We start from the raw sequence: 19,763 nt of genomic DNA, 5'->3' as shown, positions 1-19,763 counted from the left end.
CCTTCGGCTCGGATAACAAGTCGCAGGAGCGAACACTCTTTTCCACTCATTCAGTTGGATTTCGAAAACTTCGTTTTCAATCCTCCCTTCTGAGTGTCGCTCAGCACTGCCGTTATGTTTCATTTTAAAGCACTTGACTGCTTCTGTGCATTTATCTTCCAGAAAGAAAAAATATTACAAAATGACATATTTTACTATTTTCACAAATTTTCTTGATAGAATCTTTCTTATGATATTTAATCAATTTGATTAATATTTTTAGATAAAATTACTAAATTATAACTATGGGATTTACTTTCAATGAATATTAACGACTTAATCAAAAAATATGATGAAAATAAAGATTATTATCAAACACCTAAATACAATGAAACCCAGTTAAGAACAGATTTTTTAAATCCTTTTTTTGAATTACTTGGATGGGATATTCGCAATACTAAAGGTAAACCTACTAATGAACGAGAAGTTTTATTAGAAGAGGGACTAAAAGAAGACACTTATTCTACTACAAAAAAACCTGATTATACATTTAGACTTTTTTCTGAAAGAAAATTTTTTCTAGAAGCTAAAAAACCTAGTGTGAAGATTGAATCTGATGAAAAATCAGCTAAGCAAGTTAGAAGATATGGATTTACTGCAAAACTAAAAATTTCAGTTTTATCAAACTTTGAATATTTATCAATTTATGATTGTTCACAAAAAGTTGAAGCCACTGATTTAGCTAATAACTCAAGAATTAAACTATATCATTACTCTGAATATGAAGAAAAATTTGAAGAGATAAAACAGCAATTAAGTTATGAAATTGTTTACAATGGTGTATTTGATGAAATATGGAAAGATATTGAGGCACAATTAGAACGATTCAGTGTCGATAAACTATTTTTAAAACAGATTAATGATTGGAGAATATTATTAGGCAAAGAAATATACTCACATAAACAAGATTTAACTATTGAAGAACTGAATGATATTGTTCAATCTTATATTAATAGTATTGTTTTTTTAAGAGTTTGTGAAGATAGAGATTTAGAAACTTATAAAACTCTTTTAAACTATGCAGATAAAAATGATTTTAATTCATTAATAAATAAATTCAAAGAATCAGATAAAAAATATAATGCAGGTTTATTTAATCTTGATTTTGTAGATGAAATTATTTCTAATAATAGCTCATCTTTTTGGACAATAATAAAACAGCTTTATTTTCCTGAAAGTACTTATTCTTTTTCTGTATTTGCTTCTGATATACTGGGAAGTATTTATGAAATATTTTTAGCAGAGCAGTTAAATATTATTGACAATGAAGTATTACTAATAAAAAAAGCAGAACATATAGATAGAGATATTGTAACTACTCCAACATTTATTATTCAAGATATTCTTCGCAAAACTGTTGTTAAACACTGTGAAGATAAATCAGATGAGGAAATATTAAATTCTACTTTTGCTGATATTGCATGTGGTTCTGGTGCATTTCTATTGGAAGTTTATCAGTTACTACATGATATTTTAGTTGACTATTATATAGAAAATAATGTAGATAAACTAATACAAATATCTATAAATACATATAAATTACCTTTTGATATAAAAAAACAAATATTAAAAAACTGTATTTTTGGAGTAGATAAAGATTTCAATGCAGTTGAAGCTACTAAATTTGGATTACTTCTTAAACTTTTAGAAAATGAAAACAACTCTTCTATAACAATACCTGTTCTACCAAGCTTAGAGGAAAATATATACTTTGGAAATAGCTTAATTAGTTCAAATGAAACTGATGATGCAAATATTGATGCAATAAACCCATTTGATTTTTTTGATACTAAATTTGATGTAATTGTAGGAAATCCTCCTTATATGTCAACAGAAGACATTAAAGAGTTTACACCATTAGAAAAACCAATTTTTGAAAAAATTTATCAATCTGCATATAAGCAGTATGATAAATATTTTCTTTTTATAGAACAAGGGATAAACCTTTTAAAAGAAAATGGATACTTTGGGTATATTGTTCCTAGTAAATTTATCAAAGTTACATCTGGAAAAAAATTACGAAAATTTATAAGTGACAACAACCTATTAGATTCATTAATCTCTTTTGGTTCAAATCAAGTTTTTAATAATAAAACAACATACACAAATATTTTAATTTTAGGTAAAAAAAAGAATGATAAATTTAATTATGTAAGTGTTAATAAACTAAATGAATGGAAAGCACAAAAAAACATTACCTCTAATCTAGTTTCAAATAAAGTGATTAAAGATGATAATTGGGTATTGATTCCACCACACTTAAAAAATATATACGATAAAATTATTAGTAATAGCATTTTATTAAAAGATTTAGTGTTGGAAGATAATATTATTAATGGTATTCAAACTAGCTCAAATACTTTATATATTCATCTATGTTCAAAGCTCGCAAAAGAAGACTCAACTTATTACTATATAGAAAAAGATAAAAAAATATGGAAGATTGAAAAAGAGCTTACAAAACCGTATTACCAAACAACAAAAAATGATACAAAATTTAATACATTTCGAGATGTTCAAGCAAATTCTTTTGTCATATATCCATATAAATTTGACTCTAATGGTAATCTAAAACTGGTATCGCTAGATGATTTAAAAGCAAACTATAATGGGCTATATAGTTATTTTACTCACTATAAAGAAAAGCTTGTCAGTAGAGATATTTCACCTGAAGCAAATGACTTTGATTGGTATAAATTTGGCAGAAGTCAACATTTGACATCTGCAATTTGCGAATCAAAAATTATAGTTGGTGTATTATCTAATGGCTATAAATACTCTATTGATTATAATGATACATTTGTATCGTCAGGAGGTACCGCAGGATATGCAATGATAAAGATTCCAAGTGATTCTGATTATTCAATATACTATATTCAAGCACTATTATCTTCAAAATACTTAGAGTGGTTTGCTTATTGGTATGGCGAAATTTTTAGAGGCAATTTTGTGGCTAGAGGAACAAAAATATTAAAAAAACTACCAATAATTAAAATAGACTTTTCAAGTGCTACGTCAAAAAAACTGCATGATAATATATCAAATACTCAAAAAGATTTAAATAATTTGCAAACTAGAATAGATAAAAATAATGGCAATAAAAGAAAACAAACTCCACTACAAAGACAATTTAGAACTAAAAAACAAGAACTAGAAAATTTATTAAAAGAGTTATATGACTTAAAAGACAAAGATAACTTAATACTAAATGTATCGGATATTTATGCGATTGATTAATGATGCATCAGAAGAAAAGTTAAGAGGTGGCTTTTATACTCCTTCCCCTATAGCGTCATTTATTTTAAAATGGGCATTTAACGGGAATAAAAAACTAGATATTCTTGAACCAAGCTGTGGTGATGGAGTATTTTTAGAAGAGATTCAAAAAGGTGCTTATGAGTATAATTCAGTAACTGCAATAGAATTTGATGAGATTGAAGCCAATAAGTCTAAAAGTATTGAATTAGATAAATCGACTATTATAAATACAGATTTTCATAAATATTGCATTAATACAAATAAAAAATTTGATTTAATTATAGGTAATCCTCCTTATATAAGATATCAATATTTTGATAAAGAGCAACAACAATATGCTTCTGATATATTTAATAAAGCAGATATAAAATACTCAAAATTAACAAATGCTTGGGTTTCCTTTGTAATAGGTTCTTCATTACTTTTAAAAGAAACTGGAAAAATAGGTTTTGTTCTTCCTGCTGAAATACTTCAAGTGGGTTATGCAAAACCTTTAAGAGAGTTTTTAGCACACTTTTACAATAAAGTAAATATAGTATCTTTTGAAAAACTAGTTTTCCCAAAGATACAACAAGAAGTTGTTTTATTGCTTTGTGAGAAAAATAATTCCAATACACATTTAATAGAACATTTAGAATTAAAAGATGCAGAAGAGCTAAAAAAACTTGATGTATCTAAACTAAAAAGTCCAAAAAAGAAAATAGATTTTAAATCTAATAAATGGACATTCTATTTCTTAGACCAAGAAGAGATAGATTTTTTAGAAAAACTTCAAGAAGATAGAATTATCCCGAAACTAGATAATTATGCAAAAGTAGAAGTTGGTATAACAACAGGTTCAAATCCATTTTTTACAGTTCCTTTATTCACTGTAAAAAAATATAATTTAGAAAAATATGCAAAACCGTTAGTTGGTAGAAGTGTACAAGTACCTAGTGCTATTTTTACAGAGAAAGATTGGGAGAAAAATAGAGAGGTAGAGGCTCGAACACATCTATTAGTTTTTCCAGAAAATTCTAAATTAAAAAATGAAAAAGGTGCACTGGAATATATTAAATTTGGAGAAAATGAACATATCCATAAAGGATATAAATGTAGAATTAGGAATGAATGGCAAATAATACCATCATTAAGAATCTCTGATGCTTTATTTATTAGAAGAAATAATCTATATCCTAAATTTATAATTAATGAAGCCAATGCCTATACAACAGATACAATGCATAGAGTTAGCATAAAAGAAAATATTAATATAAAAGCACTCACTGCAAGTTATTATAATTCTATCTCTTTAGCATTTTCAGAAATTTGTGGAAGAAGTCATGGAGGAGGAGTTTTAGAACTTATGCCAAATGAAGTTGAAGAAATTCTTTTACCTTATAATGAAAGTAATGCTGAACTACTTCCTTTTATTGACAAGATGATTAGAGATAAAAAAGATATATCCGAAATATTAAAAATTACAAATCAAAAGATACTAAAGGAAAACTTTGGTTTTTCAGATAGTGAAATAAAATTAGCTGATCAAATTTGGAAAAAACTATCAAATCGTAGATTAAATCGTGGAAAAAAACATAACAAAATCTAGCAGTGAACGCTAAAGCATCACTGAAGTCAAACGTTATGATTCAAAGGAAAATCTGTGAAACACTATGTAACTGGTTTTTTATTTACAAAAGATTTTAAACATGTTGTTTTAATAAAAAAACTAAATCCAGAATGGCAACGAGGCTTATTTAATGGTGTGGGTGGGAAAGTAGAAGAAAATGAAAAGCCTTGCGATGCTATGTCGAGGGAATTTAAATAAGAGACGGGAGTTGTCATAAACGCTGAAAAATGGGTTCATTTTTCACATATTCATCGTCCCAACTTTTATCACTTGGATCTATATTATGCTCATTCTGATCTTGCTTTTGATGTCAGGACTATTGAAAAAGAAGAAGTTCATATAGTAAAAGTTAATAACTTACCAAAAAATATTATTCCGAACTTACAATGGCTAATTCCTTTGGCTTTAGATAAAGAAATGGATTTCTCAAGTCCTATTTTAATGCAGGAAATTGCTAAAGAAAGAATTAAATCATAACAAATCATTTGAGAGAAATAAGTTAGACTACAATGAAAGAGGCAGTTATATATACTTAAAAATCCAAAAATTATTAAATAAAACATGATGATAAGTTTATATTAATCTTTTTTTAATTTTAAATACATTTTTTTAATAGATTTAATTAAATTAGTATAATTAAGTAGAATCTCATTAAGCTACGATATACTCTAGGATATAACAAAAACATAAGTTTTTAGCTCATTTAGTAATTTTTATATCAGAAATAATTGATTGTTCTATTAATTTATAAATAAAAAAAAGGAATCTATATGGCTAAACCTAATTATAATTATGAAAAAAGAGCAAAAGAGATAGAAAAACAGAAGAAAAAAGAGGAAAAACGTTTAAAAAAACAAGCTAAAAAAGAAAACACATCTGAATCTTCTAATGATTCAAACTCAAATACTGAGGATTAATTATAAAGCTTTTATATAGCATATTTATAATACTCAGTTTTCAGTTGATTCTAATAAATTCATAAAAGAGATTATAGCTATTAAGAGATTTCTTAATATAATAAACCAAAAGGAAATACTTGTCATTTGATATATTTAACTTATCTCTAGAACTTACAAAAGCATTAGAAAAAAACAATTATAAAGTGCCGACTCCTATTCAAGAAGCAGTAATTCCTCTTGTAAAAACAAAACAAGATATTATGGCACAAGCAAAAACAGGAAGTGGCAAAACTGCAAGTTTTGTAATCCCTATACTTGAAACACTAAAAGAAGATGAAGTACAAAAAAAAGCAAAAATAAAAGTTTTAGTTTTAGCTCCAACAAGAGAACTTACTCTTCAAATTGCTCAAACTTTTTCAACTTTAAGTCAAACTTTTTCAAAACAACTTTCTATAGTTTCAGTTATAGGTGGAGAGAAAATCGGTGAACAACTTTTAAAGATACAAAAAGGCTGCGATATAGTAGTCGCTACTTCAGGAAGATTAGTTGATATTATAGGAAAAAAGCAAATTGATTTATCTACAATTGAATATTTTGTTTTAGATGAAGCTGACAAAATGCTTGATTTAGGTTTTGTTCAAGAGCTTGATGAGATTTTAAAAATTATTCCAAAGAATAGACAAAATCTTTTATTTTCTGCAACATTTTCACCAAAAGTTATTGATATAGCTTCAAAGATAACTAATAAAGCTTTAAAAGTGAAAATAGAAGATTCAAATACAAATGTAAAAGAGATAACTCAAAGGGCAATATTTGTAAAAAAAGAGGATAGAAGTACACTTTTAAGGCACTTGATAAAAGAGAATAACTTTAAGTCTGTATTGGTTTTTATGGCAAATAAAAGAGCAGCAGATAATATAGCAAATAAGTTTATAAAAAAAGGTTTTGAAGCTGAATCTTTTCATGGAGATTTGAGCCAAGAAGAGAGAATCTCTACTCTTAATGATTTTAAAAATAAAAAAATCGATATTTTATTCTCTACAGATATTGCTTCAAGAGGATTACATATTGATGATATAGATTGTGTTGTTAATTTTGATTTACCAAGAAGTACAGAGGAGTATATCCATAGAATAGGAAGAACTGCAAGGGCAGGGAAAAGTGGAACAGCTATTTCATTTTTAGACAATGAAAATTTAAACCATTTTAAACTAATAGAAAAAAGATATAAATTAGATATACCAAAAGAGCAAATTGAAGGCTTTGATTTCACTATTGCAAATACTACAAAACAAAAGGGAAGCTTACCTATAAAAGGTAAAAGAAAAAGTAAAAAAGATAAATTAAGAGAGAAAGGGTTAAGATAACTATCTTTAAAATCTACCTATATGAAGTTTTAAATAATATAAATACTCTTATTACAAACTCCACCTTTATAGATTTTAATTAAATAATACTATTTATTTTATAAATTCAAAAAGGTTATAGATGTGTGAAAAGTTAAAATCAATAGATAAAGGCGTCCTTTTTATGCTTATTAGTGCATTACTTGGTGCACTAAATGGAGCTTTTACAAAATATCTATCACAAAGTATGGATCCTTTTGAAATAGTTTTTTATAGAAATTTAATAGGCGTTTTGATTGTAATATACAGTTTAAAAAAATATCATATCTCTATAAATACTTCAAAATTACATTTACTCTTTTTAAGAGGTATCTTTGGTGCACTTGCAATGGTTTTATTTATTTATACTATTGCAACTATTCCTTTAGGAGAGGCTGTTGTTTTAAATAAGACTTCACCTTTTTTTATAACAATTCTTGCCTACTATTTAATGAAAGAGACAATAAACTTAAAAACTTTTATTGCTCTTATTATTGGCTTTTTAGGGATTTTATTTATTATGAAACCTTTTGGAGTAGAGTTTTCTTATGAGCATATATTAGGTGTGCTTGGAGGATTTTTTGCAGCAGCAGCTTATGCAACTATAAAAAAAATAAAAGATATTTATGATGCAAGAGTTATTATGCTCTCATTTATGGGGATGGGTGTGATTATTCCTTTATTACTATTTATATTTACTCCTTATGTAAAATTTACTATGCATGTGGAGTCTTATATTTGGTTTCTTTTAATATTTATGGCAATTTTATCAACAACTTCACAATGGTTTTTAACAAGAGCTTACAGTCTTAGCAAAGCAAGTATAATTGGTATTGTAAGTTATACAAATATTCCTTTTGCAATAGGTTTTGGTGTAATATTAGGAGATTTATTGCCTGATACTTATACTTTAATAGGTATTATACTTATTGTAAGCGGTGGTGTATTAGTTAGCCGTAAAAGTAAAAATCAATAATTTTTATATAAAGAGTTAAAATGGAAAATAAAAACATACCTTTTCAAACAATAGATTGGTCAAAAAAACCTAAAATAGAACATAATTGATGGTGATTTTTTAAAACTAAAATAACTATTCTTAAAAATTATTTTTTATTGACATAGCTTATAAAATGGAATATAATCAATTATATATACCAAAGGATTTATTATGAAAAATCTTACAATGAAAACATCTGATAATGTAAATATAAATTACATTATGGAAGGTAGTGGTAAACCTTTGTTACTAATTCCAGGTTGGAGTTGTAGTTTACACTTTTTTGATAAAAATATACCTGTCCTATCTAAAAATTTTAAAGTTATTGCAATGGATTTGCGTGGTCATGGCAAATCAGACAAACCTGATCATGGATATAGAATTTCTCGTTTTGCAATGGATATAAAAGAACTTTTAGATTATTTAGATTTGGAAGATGTAACTATTGCTGGCTGGTCTATGGGTGCTTCAATTCTTTGGAGTTATTTGGAGCTATTTGGTAATTATAGAGTTAGTAAACATATTAGTATTGACCAATCTCCTGCTCAATATTTTGCACCTGATTGGAAATGGGGGCAACTTGGCTGTTATGATGTTGAGTCATATTTGCGTCTTTGTGCCTCTTTGACATATGAAGAGAGAGCAAGTGCAGAAGGTACTGTTTATGGTTGTATGCATAAAAAACCAACAGAAGAAGAGGTAAAATTTTTAGCAGATGAGATTATGGAATGTCCAGCAAGAGTAAAGATAGATATAATGAGAGATCATACAAATCTTGATTGGCGTGATTTTATTCCATATATATCAATACCAACATTAGTATGTGTTGCAAAACAGAGTCAAGTGTTTCCTTGGCAAGGAAGTGCGTGGGTAGGAGAAAATATACCAAATGCAAAAATAGAGTTTTTTGAAGATTGTGGACATATGTTGTTCTGGGATGATTCTGAAAAATTCAATCGCGTTGTAGCAGATTTTATTTTAGATAACTAAAAGAGAGAGTATGAGAATAGAGATACCAGGAAGAGAAGCTTTTGAGATAAAGAGTATAGTATTTGACTATAATGGAACCATTGCAATAGATGGAAGAGTGATAGAAGGTATTTTAGAACAGATTAATGAATTATCAAAGAGTTTTGATTTTTATGTAATTACTGCTGATACTTATGGAACTGTTCAAAAAGAGCTTGAGAATACAAGTTGTAAAGTTATTACTATAGGTAAAGAGAATCAAGATGAAAAAAAACTAGAGTTTATAAAGAGTTTAGATTCTAAAACTGTTTTAAGTGTAGGAAATGGTAGAAATGATAAGTTGATGTTAAAAGAGTCTATTTTAGGCATTGCAATTTTGCAAGATGAAGGTTTATGTACGCAAACTTTTTTAAACTCTGATATTTTGGTTAAATCTATTTTTGATGTATTTGGGTTTTTAAGAGATAAAAATAGGCTTATTGCAACACTAAGAAATTAGAATAAAAAGGAAAATAATGAGTACGGAGTTTTTAATTACCTCTTTAGTAGTGGTTTTAATACCTGGAACGGGAGTTTTATATACAGTTTCAGCAGGTTTGTTTATTGGCGCAAGGGCTGCTGTTTTTGCAGCTATTGGATGTACTTTTGGTATCTTGCCTTCTTTACTTGCAAGTATATTAGGACTTGCTGTTGTTATTCACTCAAGTGCTTTAGCTTTTCAAGTTATAAAATATATTGGTGTTGCATATCTTCTTTATTTGTCATGGTCAATGTGGAAAAATAGTAATGCCTTGGCTTTAAAAAAAGAAAAGTCTGATGAAAGACTTTTTTCAGTTATGATAAAAGGGTTTTTAATAAATATTTTAAATCCTAAATTAACACTTTTCTTTTTGGCTTTTATTCCTCAATTCCTCTCTTCAAATAGTAGTTCATATACAAGTGAAATGTTGGTTTTAGGTTTGATTTTTATGCTTATGACTTTGGTTGTTTTTATTTTGTATGGTTTACTTGCAACAAGTGTTAGAGAGTATTTAATAAATTCTGAAAAGATTAGTAAATATATACAAAGAGTATTTGCAGGAACTTTTGCTTTACTTGGGCTAAAACTTGCTTTTACAGATAGATAACTTGTAAGGATTCTTTTGTCAATTTATAAAGCAACAATAGATGATGCAAAGCTTATTTCATCAATTATTAGTAAAGCAAACAAAGATATAGCAAATAAGTTCTCTTTGGATATAAATAATTGCCCTAAACATCCCTCTTTTTATACAACCCAGTGGGTGCTTTCAGATATGCAAAGGCAAGAAGAGTATTTTTTATATAAAAAAGATAAAGAAGTGGTTGCTTGTGTTGCTTTTGAAAATCCAAGAGAAGAGGTTGGTTATTTAAATCGTCTTTCTGTAATTCCTTCTTATCGTCATAAAGGTATAGGAGAAGAGTTGGTAAAATATATCTTTGAGTATGCAAAGAGTAAAAATATAAAGAGATTAAGTATTGGAATAATTGCAGAACATCAAGTTTTAAAACAGTGGTATATAAAATTAGGTTTTAAAGAGTCAAATAAAAAATCTTTTCCCCATTTACCCTTTGAAGTTTTGTATATGAATATCTACTTTTAATCTAAAAATAACTAAAATAATAGAAAAATAATTTGGAGCAAAACTATGGAAGAGATAAAAGATAAAGAGCTTATTCATTATAAATGGGTGCTAAATCGTATACAAACTATTAAATATCTAATTGTAACAACAATCTTAGCTCTAATGGCATACACTGGAAGTTCTATTGATATAACAAATGATTTTTTATCTTTGGCAATTTTATCTATAGCTTCAATATTTTTATTAATCTCTTTATATCTTGCTGGAAAAGATGCAGGTGCTTCAATATTTTATATTGAGCAGTCACAAGAGGGAATTTCAAAAGAGTCAAGAGTGATTATGTATGTTCTTATTTTAATATCTTCAACTCTTATATTCATAGCTAAAATTTTAAATACTTTAGAGATGATTACCACAAATAGCGCAATGATGAGATAAAGGAAAGCAGTGTCTTTAACAGTTATGTTAGTAGTTTTATTAGCTGCGTTACTTCATGCAAGTTGGAATTTTTTAGTTAAACAAAATAGCAATAAAAATCTTAGTATGTCTGCTGTTGTATTAGGGCATACTCCTTTTGCTTTTATTGCACTTTTATTTGTGCCAATGCCAGAAATATCTTCTTTGCCTTATATAATAGCAGGAGCACTACTGCATACAGGTTATCAACTCTTTCTTTTAAATTCATATAAAATAGGAGACTTAAGTCAAGTCTATCCTTTGGCAAGAGGTGTAGCACCTCTTCTTGTGGCATTTGTAGCAGTTTTTATTTTAAAAGAGAGTTTGAGTTATCTTGAAATTTGTGCAATTATAGTAATCTGTACGGGAATTATTAGTTTAGTTCTTGTTAGACGAAGTGATGGTCTAAGAAATTACAAAGCAGCATTTTTGGCTATTGTTACTGGCTGTTTTATTGCTTCATACTCTATAGTTGATGGACTTGGAGCTAGGGTTTCACAAAGTCCTGTAGGGTTTTACTCTTTTCTTACCATATTAAATGCAATAATTTTTATGGTATTTGTCTCTATTAAACAGCCAAATACATTAAAGCAAGTTATTACAAAAAATTCAAAATTGGCATTAAGTGGTGGACTTTTCTCTTTTACTGCTTATTCTTTAGTTATTTGGGCTTTTACAATGGCACCAATACCTTTAGTGACAGCTTTAAGGGAAACAAGCATTGTTTTTGCTCTGCTCTTAGGAGTTTTTGTTTTAAAAGAGAGATTAGATTTGGTTAAACTTTTTGCTTCAATCACTACTTTAATAGGTGCAGGCTTACTTAAAATAAACAAATAGAAAGTTTCTTCTTATTATAATGTTTCTTCAAATTAAGGAAAAATAATGCTTATACGTGATGCAAATATCTCTGATTTTGAAGAGATTACAAAAATATACAACTATTATATTAAAGAGACAGTTATTACTTTTGAAGAGGAAGAGATAGACAAAGAAGAGATGATTAAAAGATTTGAAAAGATTAAAAAATCAGGGCTACCTTGGCTGGTTGCACAAAAAGATGGAGAGATTTTAGGATATGCATATGCACACTTTTGGCATGATAGAAGCGCTTATAGATTTAGTGTTGAACCGTCAATTTATTTAAATAAAAAATTTATTGGAAATGGTGTAGGAAAGGCTTTGTACAAACAACTTTTAACAAAATTAAAAGAGTTGGGAATAAAAAATGCTCTAGGTTTAATAACTGTACCAAATGATGCAAGTATAGCTTTGCATGAAAAGTTTGGTTTTAAAAAAGTTGGAGAACTTCCAAATATTGGGATTAAATTTGATAAATGGTTAAATGTAGGACTTTGGCAACTAGAAATGTAATATAAGGAGACTAAGTTTTGCAAAATAAAAGAACTATAGGGTTTTTTGGTGCTGTTGCAATTGGTATTGGTGGTATGGTAGGAGGAGGTATCTTTGCTGTTTTAGGTGAAGCTGTCTCTTTGGCACATGGAGCAACCGTAGTAGCATTTTTATTTGCAGGTATAGTTGCTTTATTTACTTCTTACTCTTACTCAAAACTCTCAGTAAAATATCAAACCCTTGGAGGTACAGTTAGTTTTATAGATAATGCCTTTGGACATAACTATTTATCAGGAAGTGTAAACTTTATGCTTTGGCTTAGTTATTTAGTTACAATCTCTTTATATGCTGTTGCTTTTTCCTCTTATGCCCAAGCATTATTAGGTAGTTCAAACAATTTTTATAATCATTTATTTATTTCGATAGCTATTATTTTGCCTTTAATTATCAATCTTATTAGTGCTTCTTTTGTAAGTAAATCTGAAACGGCAGTTGTTATAATAAAAGTTTTGTTACTTTTTTTAATAATAATTGCAAGTTTTTCTTATCTTGATTTTGAACGATTATCTCCTTCAAAATGGCAGGGAAGTTTCTCTATTTTGGTTGCTGGAATGATTATTTTTGTTGCTTATGAAGGGTTTGAACTTATTGCAAATTCAGCTCAAGAGATAAAAGAACCAAATAAAAACCTACCAAAAGCTTTTTATACCTCTGTTCTAATAGTAATTATTCTCTATCTTCTAATAGCAGTTACAACAATTGGAGCGGTTGATGAAAAGGAGTTAATGAATGCAAAAGATTATGCTCTTGCAATTGCAGCTAAACCTGCATTAGGACAAGCTGGATTCACAATTGTTTCTATTGCTGCTCTTTTGGCAACCTTTTCGGCTATTAATGCAACTATTTATGGAAATGGAAGATTAGGATATCTTTTGGCTATTAAAGGAGAGTTACCTAAACTTTTTGATAAAGAAAAAGATGGAATACCTTCTCTTAGTATAAGTGTAACAGCATTTTTTAGTTTAGTTTTAGCAAATAGTATTGATTTATCTCAGATAGCCATAATTGGGAGTGCAAGTTTTCTTCTTATCTTTTTTATTGTAAATGTAGCAGCACTAAAACTTTATAAGGAGATAGAAGCAAATAAGCATTTGCTTTTGGTTTCATGTACTATTAGTTTTATTGCATTAGTTACGCTTTTAGTTCATACTTTTTTTACAAATAGGGACTCAATTTATATTTTTATACTCTTTATTCTAATATCAATTCTTTTTGAAGTTTTTTATGGAAGAATGATTAGAAAACATATCTTTAATCGACCATATTAGTAGAAATAAGTTAGATTTTTAATCAATAATTAGATAAATTAAATTTTTAAAATTTTAATAAAGATTGGATTGAAATATTATGAACAGAGTTTACATTACAGATAAAATAACAGACCCTTACATAGAAAAAGATGTTTTAGGTGATGAATTATCAATGACACTACATGAAGAGGTAGAAGTTTTATTAGTTTGGCACAAAAAAATAACCAATGAATTTATAGATAGCCTACCAAACTTAAAAGCACTAATTAGATTTGGTGTGGGGTATGATGTTTTTTTAGACTTGGAGTATATAAAACAAAAAGGTATTTATGCTTCAAATACTCCTGATTATGGTACAGAAGAGGTTAGTGATACAGCAATTGCAATGATTATGAATATAGCTCGTGGTATCTCAAGATATGATTATAAATGTAGAGATTACAGAGACTCTTGGCAAATAAATACATTAGATTATATAAAAAGAACAAGTGATTATAAACTTGGGGTAATTGGAGCTGGAAGAATAGGGGGAAGTGTAATTCTAAAAGCAAATGCCCTTAGATTTCAAACACAATTTTATGACCCATATCTATCAAGTGGAACTGAAAAAATGCTTGGGGCAAAAAGATGCGAGAGTTTAGAAGAGTTGATTGAAAGTAGTGATATTATCTCAATAAACTGTCCTTTAACTTCTGAGACAAAAGCAATGATAGATGAAAAGTTTATAGCAAAAATGAAAAAGGGAGCTTCTATTGTAAACACTGCAAGAGGTGCTATTGTAAAAGATTTGGATGTTTTTTATGAACCACTAAAAAGCGGACATTTAAACTGTGTCAATCTTGATGTTTTGCCAACTGAACCTCCTGGAACTGGTCTAATGCTTGATGCTTGGAGAGCAAAAGAGTCTTGGCTTGATGGAAGATTTATGATAAATCCTCATTCAGCTTTTTATAGTGATAAAGCCTATTTTGATATGAGACAAAAAGCTGCATTAAATGCAAAAAGAGTAATAGAAGGGAAAAAACCAATAAATATTGTTAATGGACTATAAGGGAAAATAATGAGACTAAAAATAGATATAGTTGATGCATTTGCTGATGAACTTTTTAAAGGAAATCAAGCAGCAGTAATAGTCTTAGATGAGTGGTTAAGTGATGAATTAATGCAAAATATTGCAACAGAAAACAACCTCTCTGAAACAGCCTTTTTAGTAAAAAATGAGAAAGGGGTTTATCATATTAGATGGTTTTCTCCAATTTCTGAAATTGACTTTTGTGGGCATGCAACATTAGCAAGTGCATATATACTATTTAATAGTAACTCTAATATAGAAACAATAACTTTTTTTGCAAAAGCAGTTGGAGAGTTAGAAGTTAAAAAAGATAATGATTTTATTTTAATGGATTTCCCAAATAGAAAACCATCAAAAGTTGAAGAAGCTCCAAAAGAGCTCTTTGATGGCTTATCAATAACTCCTTTGGAAGTTTATAAAAATCAACAAGCTTATTTTGCAGTTTATACTAATGAAGATGATGTTTTAAATGTAAAATATGATAGTACTGAGTTGAAAAAATTGGCACCCTTTGATGTGGTTGTAACAGCACCATCAAATAATAAGAGTTATGATTTTACCTCAAGATATTTTTGGCCTGCAAATGGAGGGGATGAAGATCCTGTTACAGGTTCTATTCATACAGGGCTTGCACCTTTGTGGGGACAAAAAATGTCAAAAGAGAGTTTAGTTGCCCTTCAAGCTTCAAAAAGAACAGGTGTTTTATACTGTAAAGTCTCTAAAGATAGAGTTTTAATTTCTGGGAAAGCAGCTCACTATTTAGAGGGTAATATTACTATTTAAGTAGTTTACTTCTCTATTCTTTGTAGCAGTTTATAATTTTTGTAGTAGTTTAATGTTTGCATTAAAATTAATGCAATTAATCCCATTACCCAGTATAAAAACCAAAGTTTAATCATTCCTATAAAGCCATCTTCACTATAAAAGTCGATTACTTCAAAGATTAAAAAGAAGATTATTAGTGATTTAAGGGAACTATTATTTATGGGAATGAACTCAATTATTTCATAATCTTTTAGCTTGAATTTGAAAATAAAAAAAATAGAAGTAATTAAAATTAGAGCAAAAATTGAGAGGTATTCTCCTTTTATTATCTCTAGGGTTTTAATTTCTCCAAAAACAAATAAATAGGTTGCAATGATTATTATAAATGTTGTTGGAAATAGAAAAATAGGTTTGTTCAAACTCTCTCCTTATCGTTAAAGATGATTTTATCATAAAATTATTAATATAAAAATTTATCTACTTCTAATAGAAATCGTGCTAAAAATAGTTTATGAAAGATAAATTTGAACTAATAAGTGTAGATAAAATTTGGGATAAAGCCCCACACAATGCCTTTACTGATCTAATTAGATATGATAATAGCTGGTATTGTACATTTAGAGAGGGTGAGGACCATTTCACAAATGGGAAGATTAGAGTAATTAGTTCAAAAGATGGTAAAAAGTGGAAAAATATTAAATTTTTTAGGAATAAGAAGTTTGATTATCGTGACCCAAAATTTTCCATAACAGCTAAAAATGAACTTATGATTAATACAGCAATACACACTATTGACTCTTCAAATAAAAATCTATATCAATCAGCAACTTGGTTATGTAATGATGGTAAAAATTGGAGTGAAGCATATATTTGTGAAAGTGGAAAAGATAGTTGGCGATGGAGTGTATCTTGGGTAGATAAAAAAGCATATAGTGTTGCTTATATAGGGAAAGACAGATTAGGTTGTTTATATAGCTCAAAAGATGGAAAAACTTGGAAAGTTGTTAAAAAAGAGTTTTTCCCAGACAGCCTCTCTTTAGGAAATGAGAGTTCTATACTCTTTTTAAAAAACAAAGATGCATATTGTCTTTTAAGAAGGGACAATGGAACTTGTACAGGAGTGCTTGGATACTCTAAACCACCTTATAAAAATTGGAATTGGAAAGATTTAGAGGTTCGAATAGGTGGTCCTAAAATGATTTTTTTGGAAGAGAAAAATCTATTTTTAACTGTTGTTAGGTTAAATGATGAAAAAGTTAGAACATCTTTATGTTTAATAGACCCAAAAAAATCCAAACTCAAAGAAGTTTTAGAATTGCCTTCTTGTGGAGATACAAGTTATGCTGGGATGGTATATTTTGAAGATATACTTTGGATAAGCTACTACTCTTCACACGAAGATAATAAAACCTCTATCTATTTGGCAAAAGTTAAAATTAGTTAAAGTATTTAGTTTTTTCTAATAAAAATCGTGATAAAACTACTCTATGAAAGAAAAAATATATTTAATACCTGGTCTTATGACTGACAATAGATTATGGAGTAGATTAAAACCCCATTTAGAAGATGAGTATGAGTTAATTCATTTTCAACTACCACCTTGTGAAAACTTTGATGAAATAGCTGAACTTTTGGATAAAAAAATAGGTAATGATAAAGTTAATCTTTTGGGATTCTCTTTAGGAGGATATGTAGCTACACACTATTCTTTAAAATATCCCCAAAAAGTTAAAAGACTTTTTTTAGTTAGTTCAACTCCAAGTTCAACAGAAGATAAAGATATTCCAAGAAGGCAAAAAAAACTACAAGAGGCAAAAGAAAATGAATTTTCTCCCCTTAGTTTAGAAAAAGCAAAAGATCTTTTGGAGATAAAAGAGGATGAAGAGTTAATTCATATAGTTGCTAATATGTTTAATGATTTGGGAAGAGAGACTTTTATTCCTCAACTCTCTTCAACTTTAAAAAGAGTAAATCTTTTTGATGATTTGATTAAACTTGATATTCCTATTAGTTTTTATTACAGTAGTGAAGACAGACTTTTAAACCATACTGCAATTAATGCAATTTTACAAAAAGAGCATAAAATGAGAGTGATTTCAAGAAAAGGAGAGAGCCATAATATTCCTTTGGAGTTCTCAAAAGAGCTTAGCTTTGAGATACAAAGGTGGATGAAGAGTGAGTAACAGAACTTTCTTTAGAGACTTAAAAGCAATTAATAGTTTTGAAAAACTATATATTGATGAAGTGTATAAAGAGGTTCCCTCTGATTGGTATTTACTTGCAAGTGATATAAAAAATTCAACTTTGAAAATAGAAGAGGGTAAATACAAAGAGATAAATATGGTTGGTGCAATGACTATTATTGCAATTTTAAATATTGATAAAACCCTTGATTTGCCTTTTGTTTTTGGGGGAGATGGTGCTTTTTTATTAATACCAAAATTTATATATGAGCAGTCTAAACAAGTTCTTTTAGCTCTTAAAGAACTTGCAAAAGAGTCTTATGATTTGGATTTGAGAGTAGGGCTTATATCTTTATTAGAACTTCAAAAAGAGAAAAAATCTATATTAGTTGCAAAATATAGTTCAAACGCTGAATTTTCTCAAGCATTAATAAGAGGTGAGGGTTTAGACTATTTTGATTATTTACTGAAAAAAGATGAGAAGTATCATTTAAAAGGTAAACCTAAAAAAGATTTTTCCCTTGATTTGCAAGGATTAGAGTGTAGATGGCAATATATTAAATCTACAAAAGATGAATCTATCTCTTTAATTTTTAAATGCCTAAATCAGGATAGTTATAAAGATATCTTAAATGGCATTGAGAGTATAATAGGTGATGTACAAAGCAGACATCCCCTTTCAATAGAAAATTTGAATTTAGCTTTTGATAGTAGCAATTTAAGTGTTGAGGCATCAATTTTTTCTAAAACTTTTTTAAAAAAGCAAATAGTCCTTTTCAAACTAAGAGTTATTAATCTTTTGGGATCTCTTCTTATGGGGTTAAAAATAGGGCAATGGGCAAATTACAAAAAAAGAATTGTTCAAAGTGCAGATATTCAAAAGTTTGATAATATGGTAAAAATGGTATTTTCAACTTCCTATGAAAAGAGTGAAGAGTTGGAAAATTATTTAGAAAATAAGTTTAAGAAGAGTATTTTAGTTTATGGCTTGCATAAATCAAAGTATAGTTTAATGACTTGTTTGATTTTTGAAAGGCATGGAAAACATATACATTTTATAGATACAAGTAATGGAGGTTATGCTCTTGCAGCATCTGCATTGAAAAAGAGATTAAAAAATGAAAAAAGAGAAAATATACTTAATTCCGGGACTAATGAACAACGAGGAGCTTTGGAGTAAAATAAAACCCCAGCTTGAAAAGAGTTTTGAACTAATACATATTCCCATCCCAAACAGTGATGATTTTGAAGAGGCAATTAAAGAACTAGACAAATCTTTTGATGAAGAGAAAATAAATCTTGTAGGTTTCTCTTTGGGGGCTTATTTAGCTTCCTACTATATTTCAAAAAGAGCCAATAGAATAAAAAAGGCTTTTTTGATATCAGGAACTCCAAGTTCACTTAAAAAAGCAGAAAATGAGAGAAGAGAGCTTCTCTTAAAGCAACTAGATAACTTAAAATTCAAAAGTTTATCACTACTAATTATAAAAGCACATCTTAACAAAGAGAATAAAGAGAATAGTGAATTAATAAATTTGATTCATAGAATGTTTTTAAGTTTTAGTTTAGATGAGTATAAGATACAATTGCGCTCAACATTTAATAGAGTTGATTTACATAATGAGTTAATAAGCTCAAATATACCAATAAAACTTTTATACTCAAAAGGGGATAAACTCTTAAACCAAAACTCAATAAAAAAGATGAGAGAAAAAGCTTCAAAGATAGAGATGCTTGTTATGGAAGGCAGAAGCCATATGTTACCTTTGGAAGAGCCAGAGATTGTTGCAAAAGAGATAAAAGAGTGGTTTAGTTTCATATAGTGAAACATTAATCATTTAGAAACTCTCTTATATTTTTTATTAAC

General features: G+C 28.2%; 21 protein-coding genes. 20 read left to right on the top strand and 1 reads right to left on the bottom strand.

Annotated elements, in window-relative coordinates; genetic code table 11:
* The first annotated feature begins 300 nt into the window (after positions 1–300).
* From AEBR_RS09415 to AEBR_RS09340, 16 genes are all read left to right on the top strand, one after another.
* Positions 301–3,276, top strand: coding sequence for an Eco57I restriction-modification methylase domain-containing protein (locus AEBR_RS09415; protein WP_129086491.1), 2,976 nt, complete (start codon positions 301–303; stop codon positions 3,274–3,276).
* On the top strand, positions 3,263–4,885 hold the full coding sequence (locus AEBR_RS09410) for an Eco57I restriction-modification methylase domain-containing protein (protein WP_129086492.1): 1,623 nt from the start codon (positions 3,263–3,265) through the stop codon (positions 4,883–4,885). Before AEBR_RS09415 ends, AEBR_RS09410 begins: the two co-directional genes overlap by 14 nt.
* 54 nt (positions 4,886–4,939) lie before the next feature.
* Entirely contained in the window at positions 4,940–5,104 is a 165-nt protein-coding gene (locus AEBR_RS09405; protein ID WP_164969449.1) for an NUDIX hydrolase, read from the top strand.
* A gap of 572 nt (positions 5,105–5,676) precedes the next feature.
* On the top strand, positions 5,677–5,823 hold the full coding sequence (locus AEBR_RS09400) for a hypothetical protein (protein ID WP_164969450.1): 147 nt from the start codon (positions 5,677–5,679) through the stop codon (positions 5,821–5,823).
* Between the two features lie 119 nt (positions 5,824–5,942).
* Positions 5,943–7,172, top strand: a complete 1,230-nt coding sequence (locus tag AEBR_RS09395) for a DEAD/DEAH box helicase (protein ID WP_129086493.1) — start codon at positions 5,943–5,945, stop codon at positions 7,170–7,172.
* Positions 7,173–7,293: 121 nt separating this feature from the next.
* Positions 7,294–8,166: a DMT family transporter gene (locus AEBR_RS09390; protein WP_228712145.1), complete on the top strand. Its 873-nt coding sequence runs from the start codon at positions 7,294–7,296 to the stop codon at positions 8,164–8,166.
* 192 nt (positions 8,167–8,358) lie between these two features.
* Complete coding sequence (locus AEBR_RS09385) at positions 8,359–9,177, top strand: alpha/beta fold hydrolase (protein WP_129086494.1); 819 nt, start codon at positions 8,359–8,361, stop codon at positions 9,175–9,177.
* 10 nt (positions 9,178–9,187) lie between these two features.
* Positions 9,188–9,655, top strand: coding sequence for an HAD family hydrolase (locus tag AEBR_RS09380; RefSeq protein ID WP_129086495.1), 468 nt, complete (start codon positions 9,188–9,190; stop codon positions 9,653–9,655).
* A 16-nt stretch (positions 9,656–9,671) separates the two neighbouring features.
* A complete protein-coding gene (locus tag AEBR_RS09375; RefSeq protein ID WP_129086496.1) occupies positions 9,672–10,283 on the top strand; it encodes a LysE family translocator in 612 nt (203 codons plus the stop codon).
* A gap of 15 nt (positions 10,284–10,298) precedes the next feature.
* Positions 10,299–10,778 (top strand): GNAT family N-acetyltransferase, encoded by a 480-nt coding sequence (locus AEBR_RS09370; RefSeq protein ID WP_129086497.1) that lies wholly within the window; start codon positions 10,299–10,301, stop codon positions 10,776–10,778.
* A 45-nt stretch (positions 10,779–10,823) separates the two neighbouring features.
* A complete protein-coding gene (locus tag AEBR_RS09365; protein WP_129086498.1) occupies positions 10,824–11,198 on the top strand; it encodes a hypothetical protein in 375 nt (124 codons plus the stop codon).
* A gap of 9 nt (positions 11,199–11,207) precedes the next feature.
* Positions 11,208–12,053, top strand: a complete 846-nt coding sequence (locus tag AEBR_RS09360) for a DMT family transporter (RefSeq protein ID WP_129086499.1) — start codon at positions 11,208–11,210, stop codon at positions 12,051–12,053.
* 45 nt (positions 12,054–12,098) lie between these two features.
* Positions 12,099–12,587, top strand: coding sequence for a GNAT family N-acetyltransferase (locus AEBR_RS09355; RefSeq protein ID WP_129086500.1), 489 nt, complete (start codon positions 12,099–12,101; stop codon positions 12,585–12,587).
* A gap of 17 nt (positions 12,588–12,604) precedes the next feature.
* On the top strand, positions 12,605–13,894 hold the full coding sequence (locus AEBR_RS09350) for an APC family permease (protein ID WP_228712146.1): 1,290 nt from the start codon (positions 12,605–12,607) through the stop codon (positions 13,892–13,894).
* A gap of 79 nt (positions 13,895–13,973) precedes the next feature.
* Positions 13,974–14,927 carry a C-terminal binding protein gene (locus AEBR_RS09345; protein ID WP_129086501.1) on the top strand — a complete coding sequence of 318 codons (954 nt, stop codon included), beginning with the start codon at positions 13,974–13,976 and terminating at the stop codon, positions 14,925–14,927.
* A 9-nt stretch (positions 14,928–14,936) separates the two neighbouring features.
* A complete protein-coding gene (locus AEBR_RS09340; RefSeq protein WP_129086502.1) occupies positions 14,937–15,731 on the top strand; it encodes a PhzF family phenazine biosynthesis protein in 795 nt (264 codons plus the stop codon).
* A 5-nt stretch (positions 15,732–15,736) separates the two neighbouring features.
* Here the strand turns inward: AEBR_RS09340 and AEBR_RS09335 are convergent, their stop codons facing one another.
* Positions 15,737–16,132, bottom strand: coding sequence for a hypothetical protein (locus tag AEBR_RS09335; protein WP_129086503.1), 396 nt, complete (start codon positions 16,130–16,132; stop codon positions 15,737–15,739).
* Positions 16,133–16,224: 92 nt separating this feature from the next.
* Here AEBR_RS09335 and AEBR_RS09330 point away from each other — a divergent pair, with 92 nt between their 5' ends.
* Genes AEBR_RS09330 through AEBR_RS09315 form a run of 4 tightly spaced genes read left to right on the top strand, consistent with a single transcriptional unit; the run spans position 16,225 to position 19,719 of the window.
* Positions 16,225–17,157 carry a sialidase family protein gene (locus AEBR_RS09330; RefSeq protein WP_129086504.1) on the top strand — a complete coding sequence of 311 codons (933 nt, stop codon included), beginning with the start codon at positions 16,225–16,227 and terminating at the stop codon, positions 17,155–17,157.
* Positions 17,158–17,200: 43 nt separating this feature from the next.
* A complete protein-coding gene (locus AEBR_RS09325; protein ID WP_129086505.1) occupies positions 17,201–17,896 on the top strand; it encodes an alpha/beta fold hydrolase in 696 nt (231 codons plus the stop codon).
* Entirely contained in the window at positions 17,889–19,076 is a 1,188-nt protein-coding gene (locus tag AEBR_RS09320; protein WP_129086506.1) for a DUF3095 family protein, read from the top strand. The genes AEBR_RS09325 and AEBR_RS09320 overlap by 8 nt, the downstream gene beginning before the upstream one ends.
* Positions 19,015–19,719, top strand: a complete 705-nt coding sequence (locus AEBR_RS09315; protein ID WP_129086507.1) for an alpha/beta fold hydrolase — start codon at positions 19,015–19,017, stop codon at positions 19,717–19,719. The genes AEBR_RS09320 and AEBR_RS09315 overlap by 62 nt, the downstream gene beginning before the upstream one ends.
* Positions 19,720–19,763: the final 44 nt, after the last annotated feature.

It is taken from the genome of Halarcobacter ebronensis (genome assembly GCF_013201825.1).
In the GTDB taxonomy this organism is placed as follows: Bacteria; Campylobacterota; Campylobacteria; order Campylobacterales; family Arcobacteraceae; genus Halarcobacter; species Halarcobacter ebronensis.
This window is presented reverse-complemented; position numbering and strand designations above follow the sequence as displayed.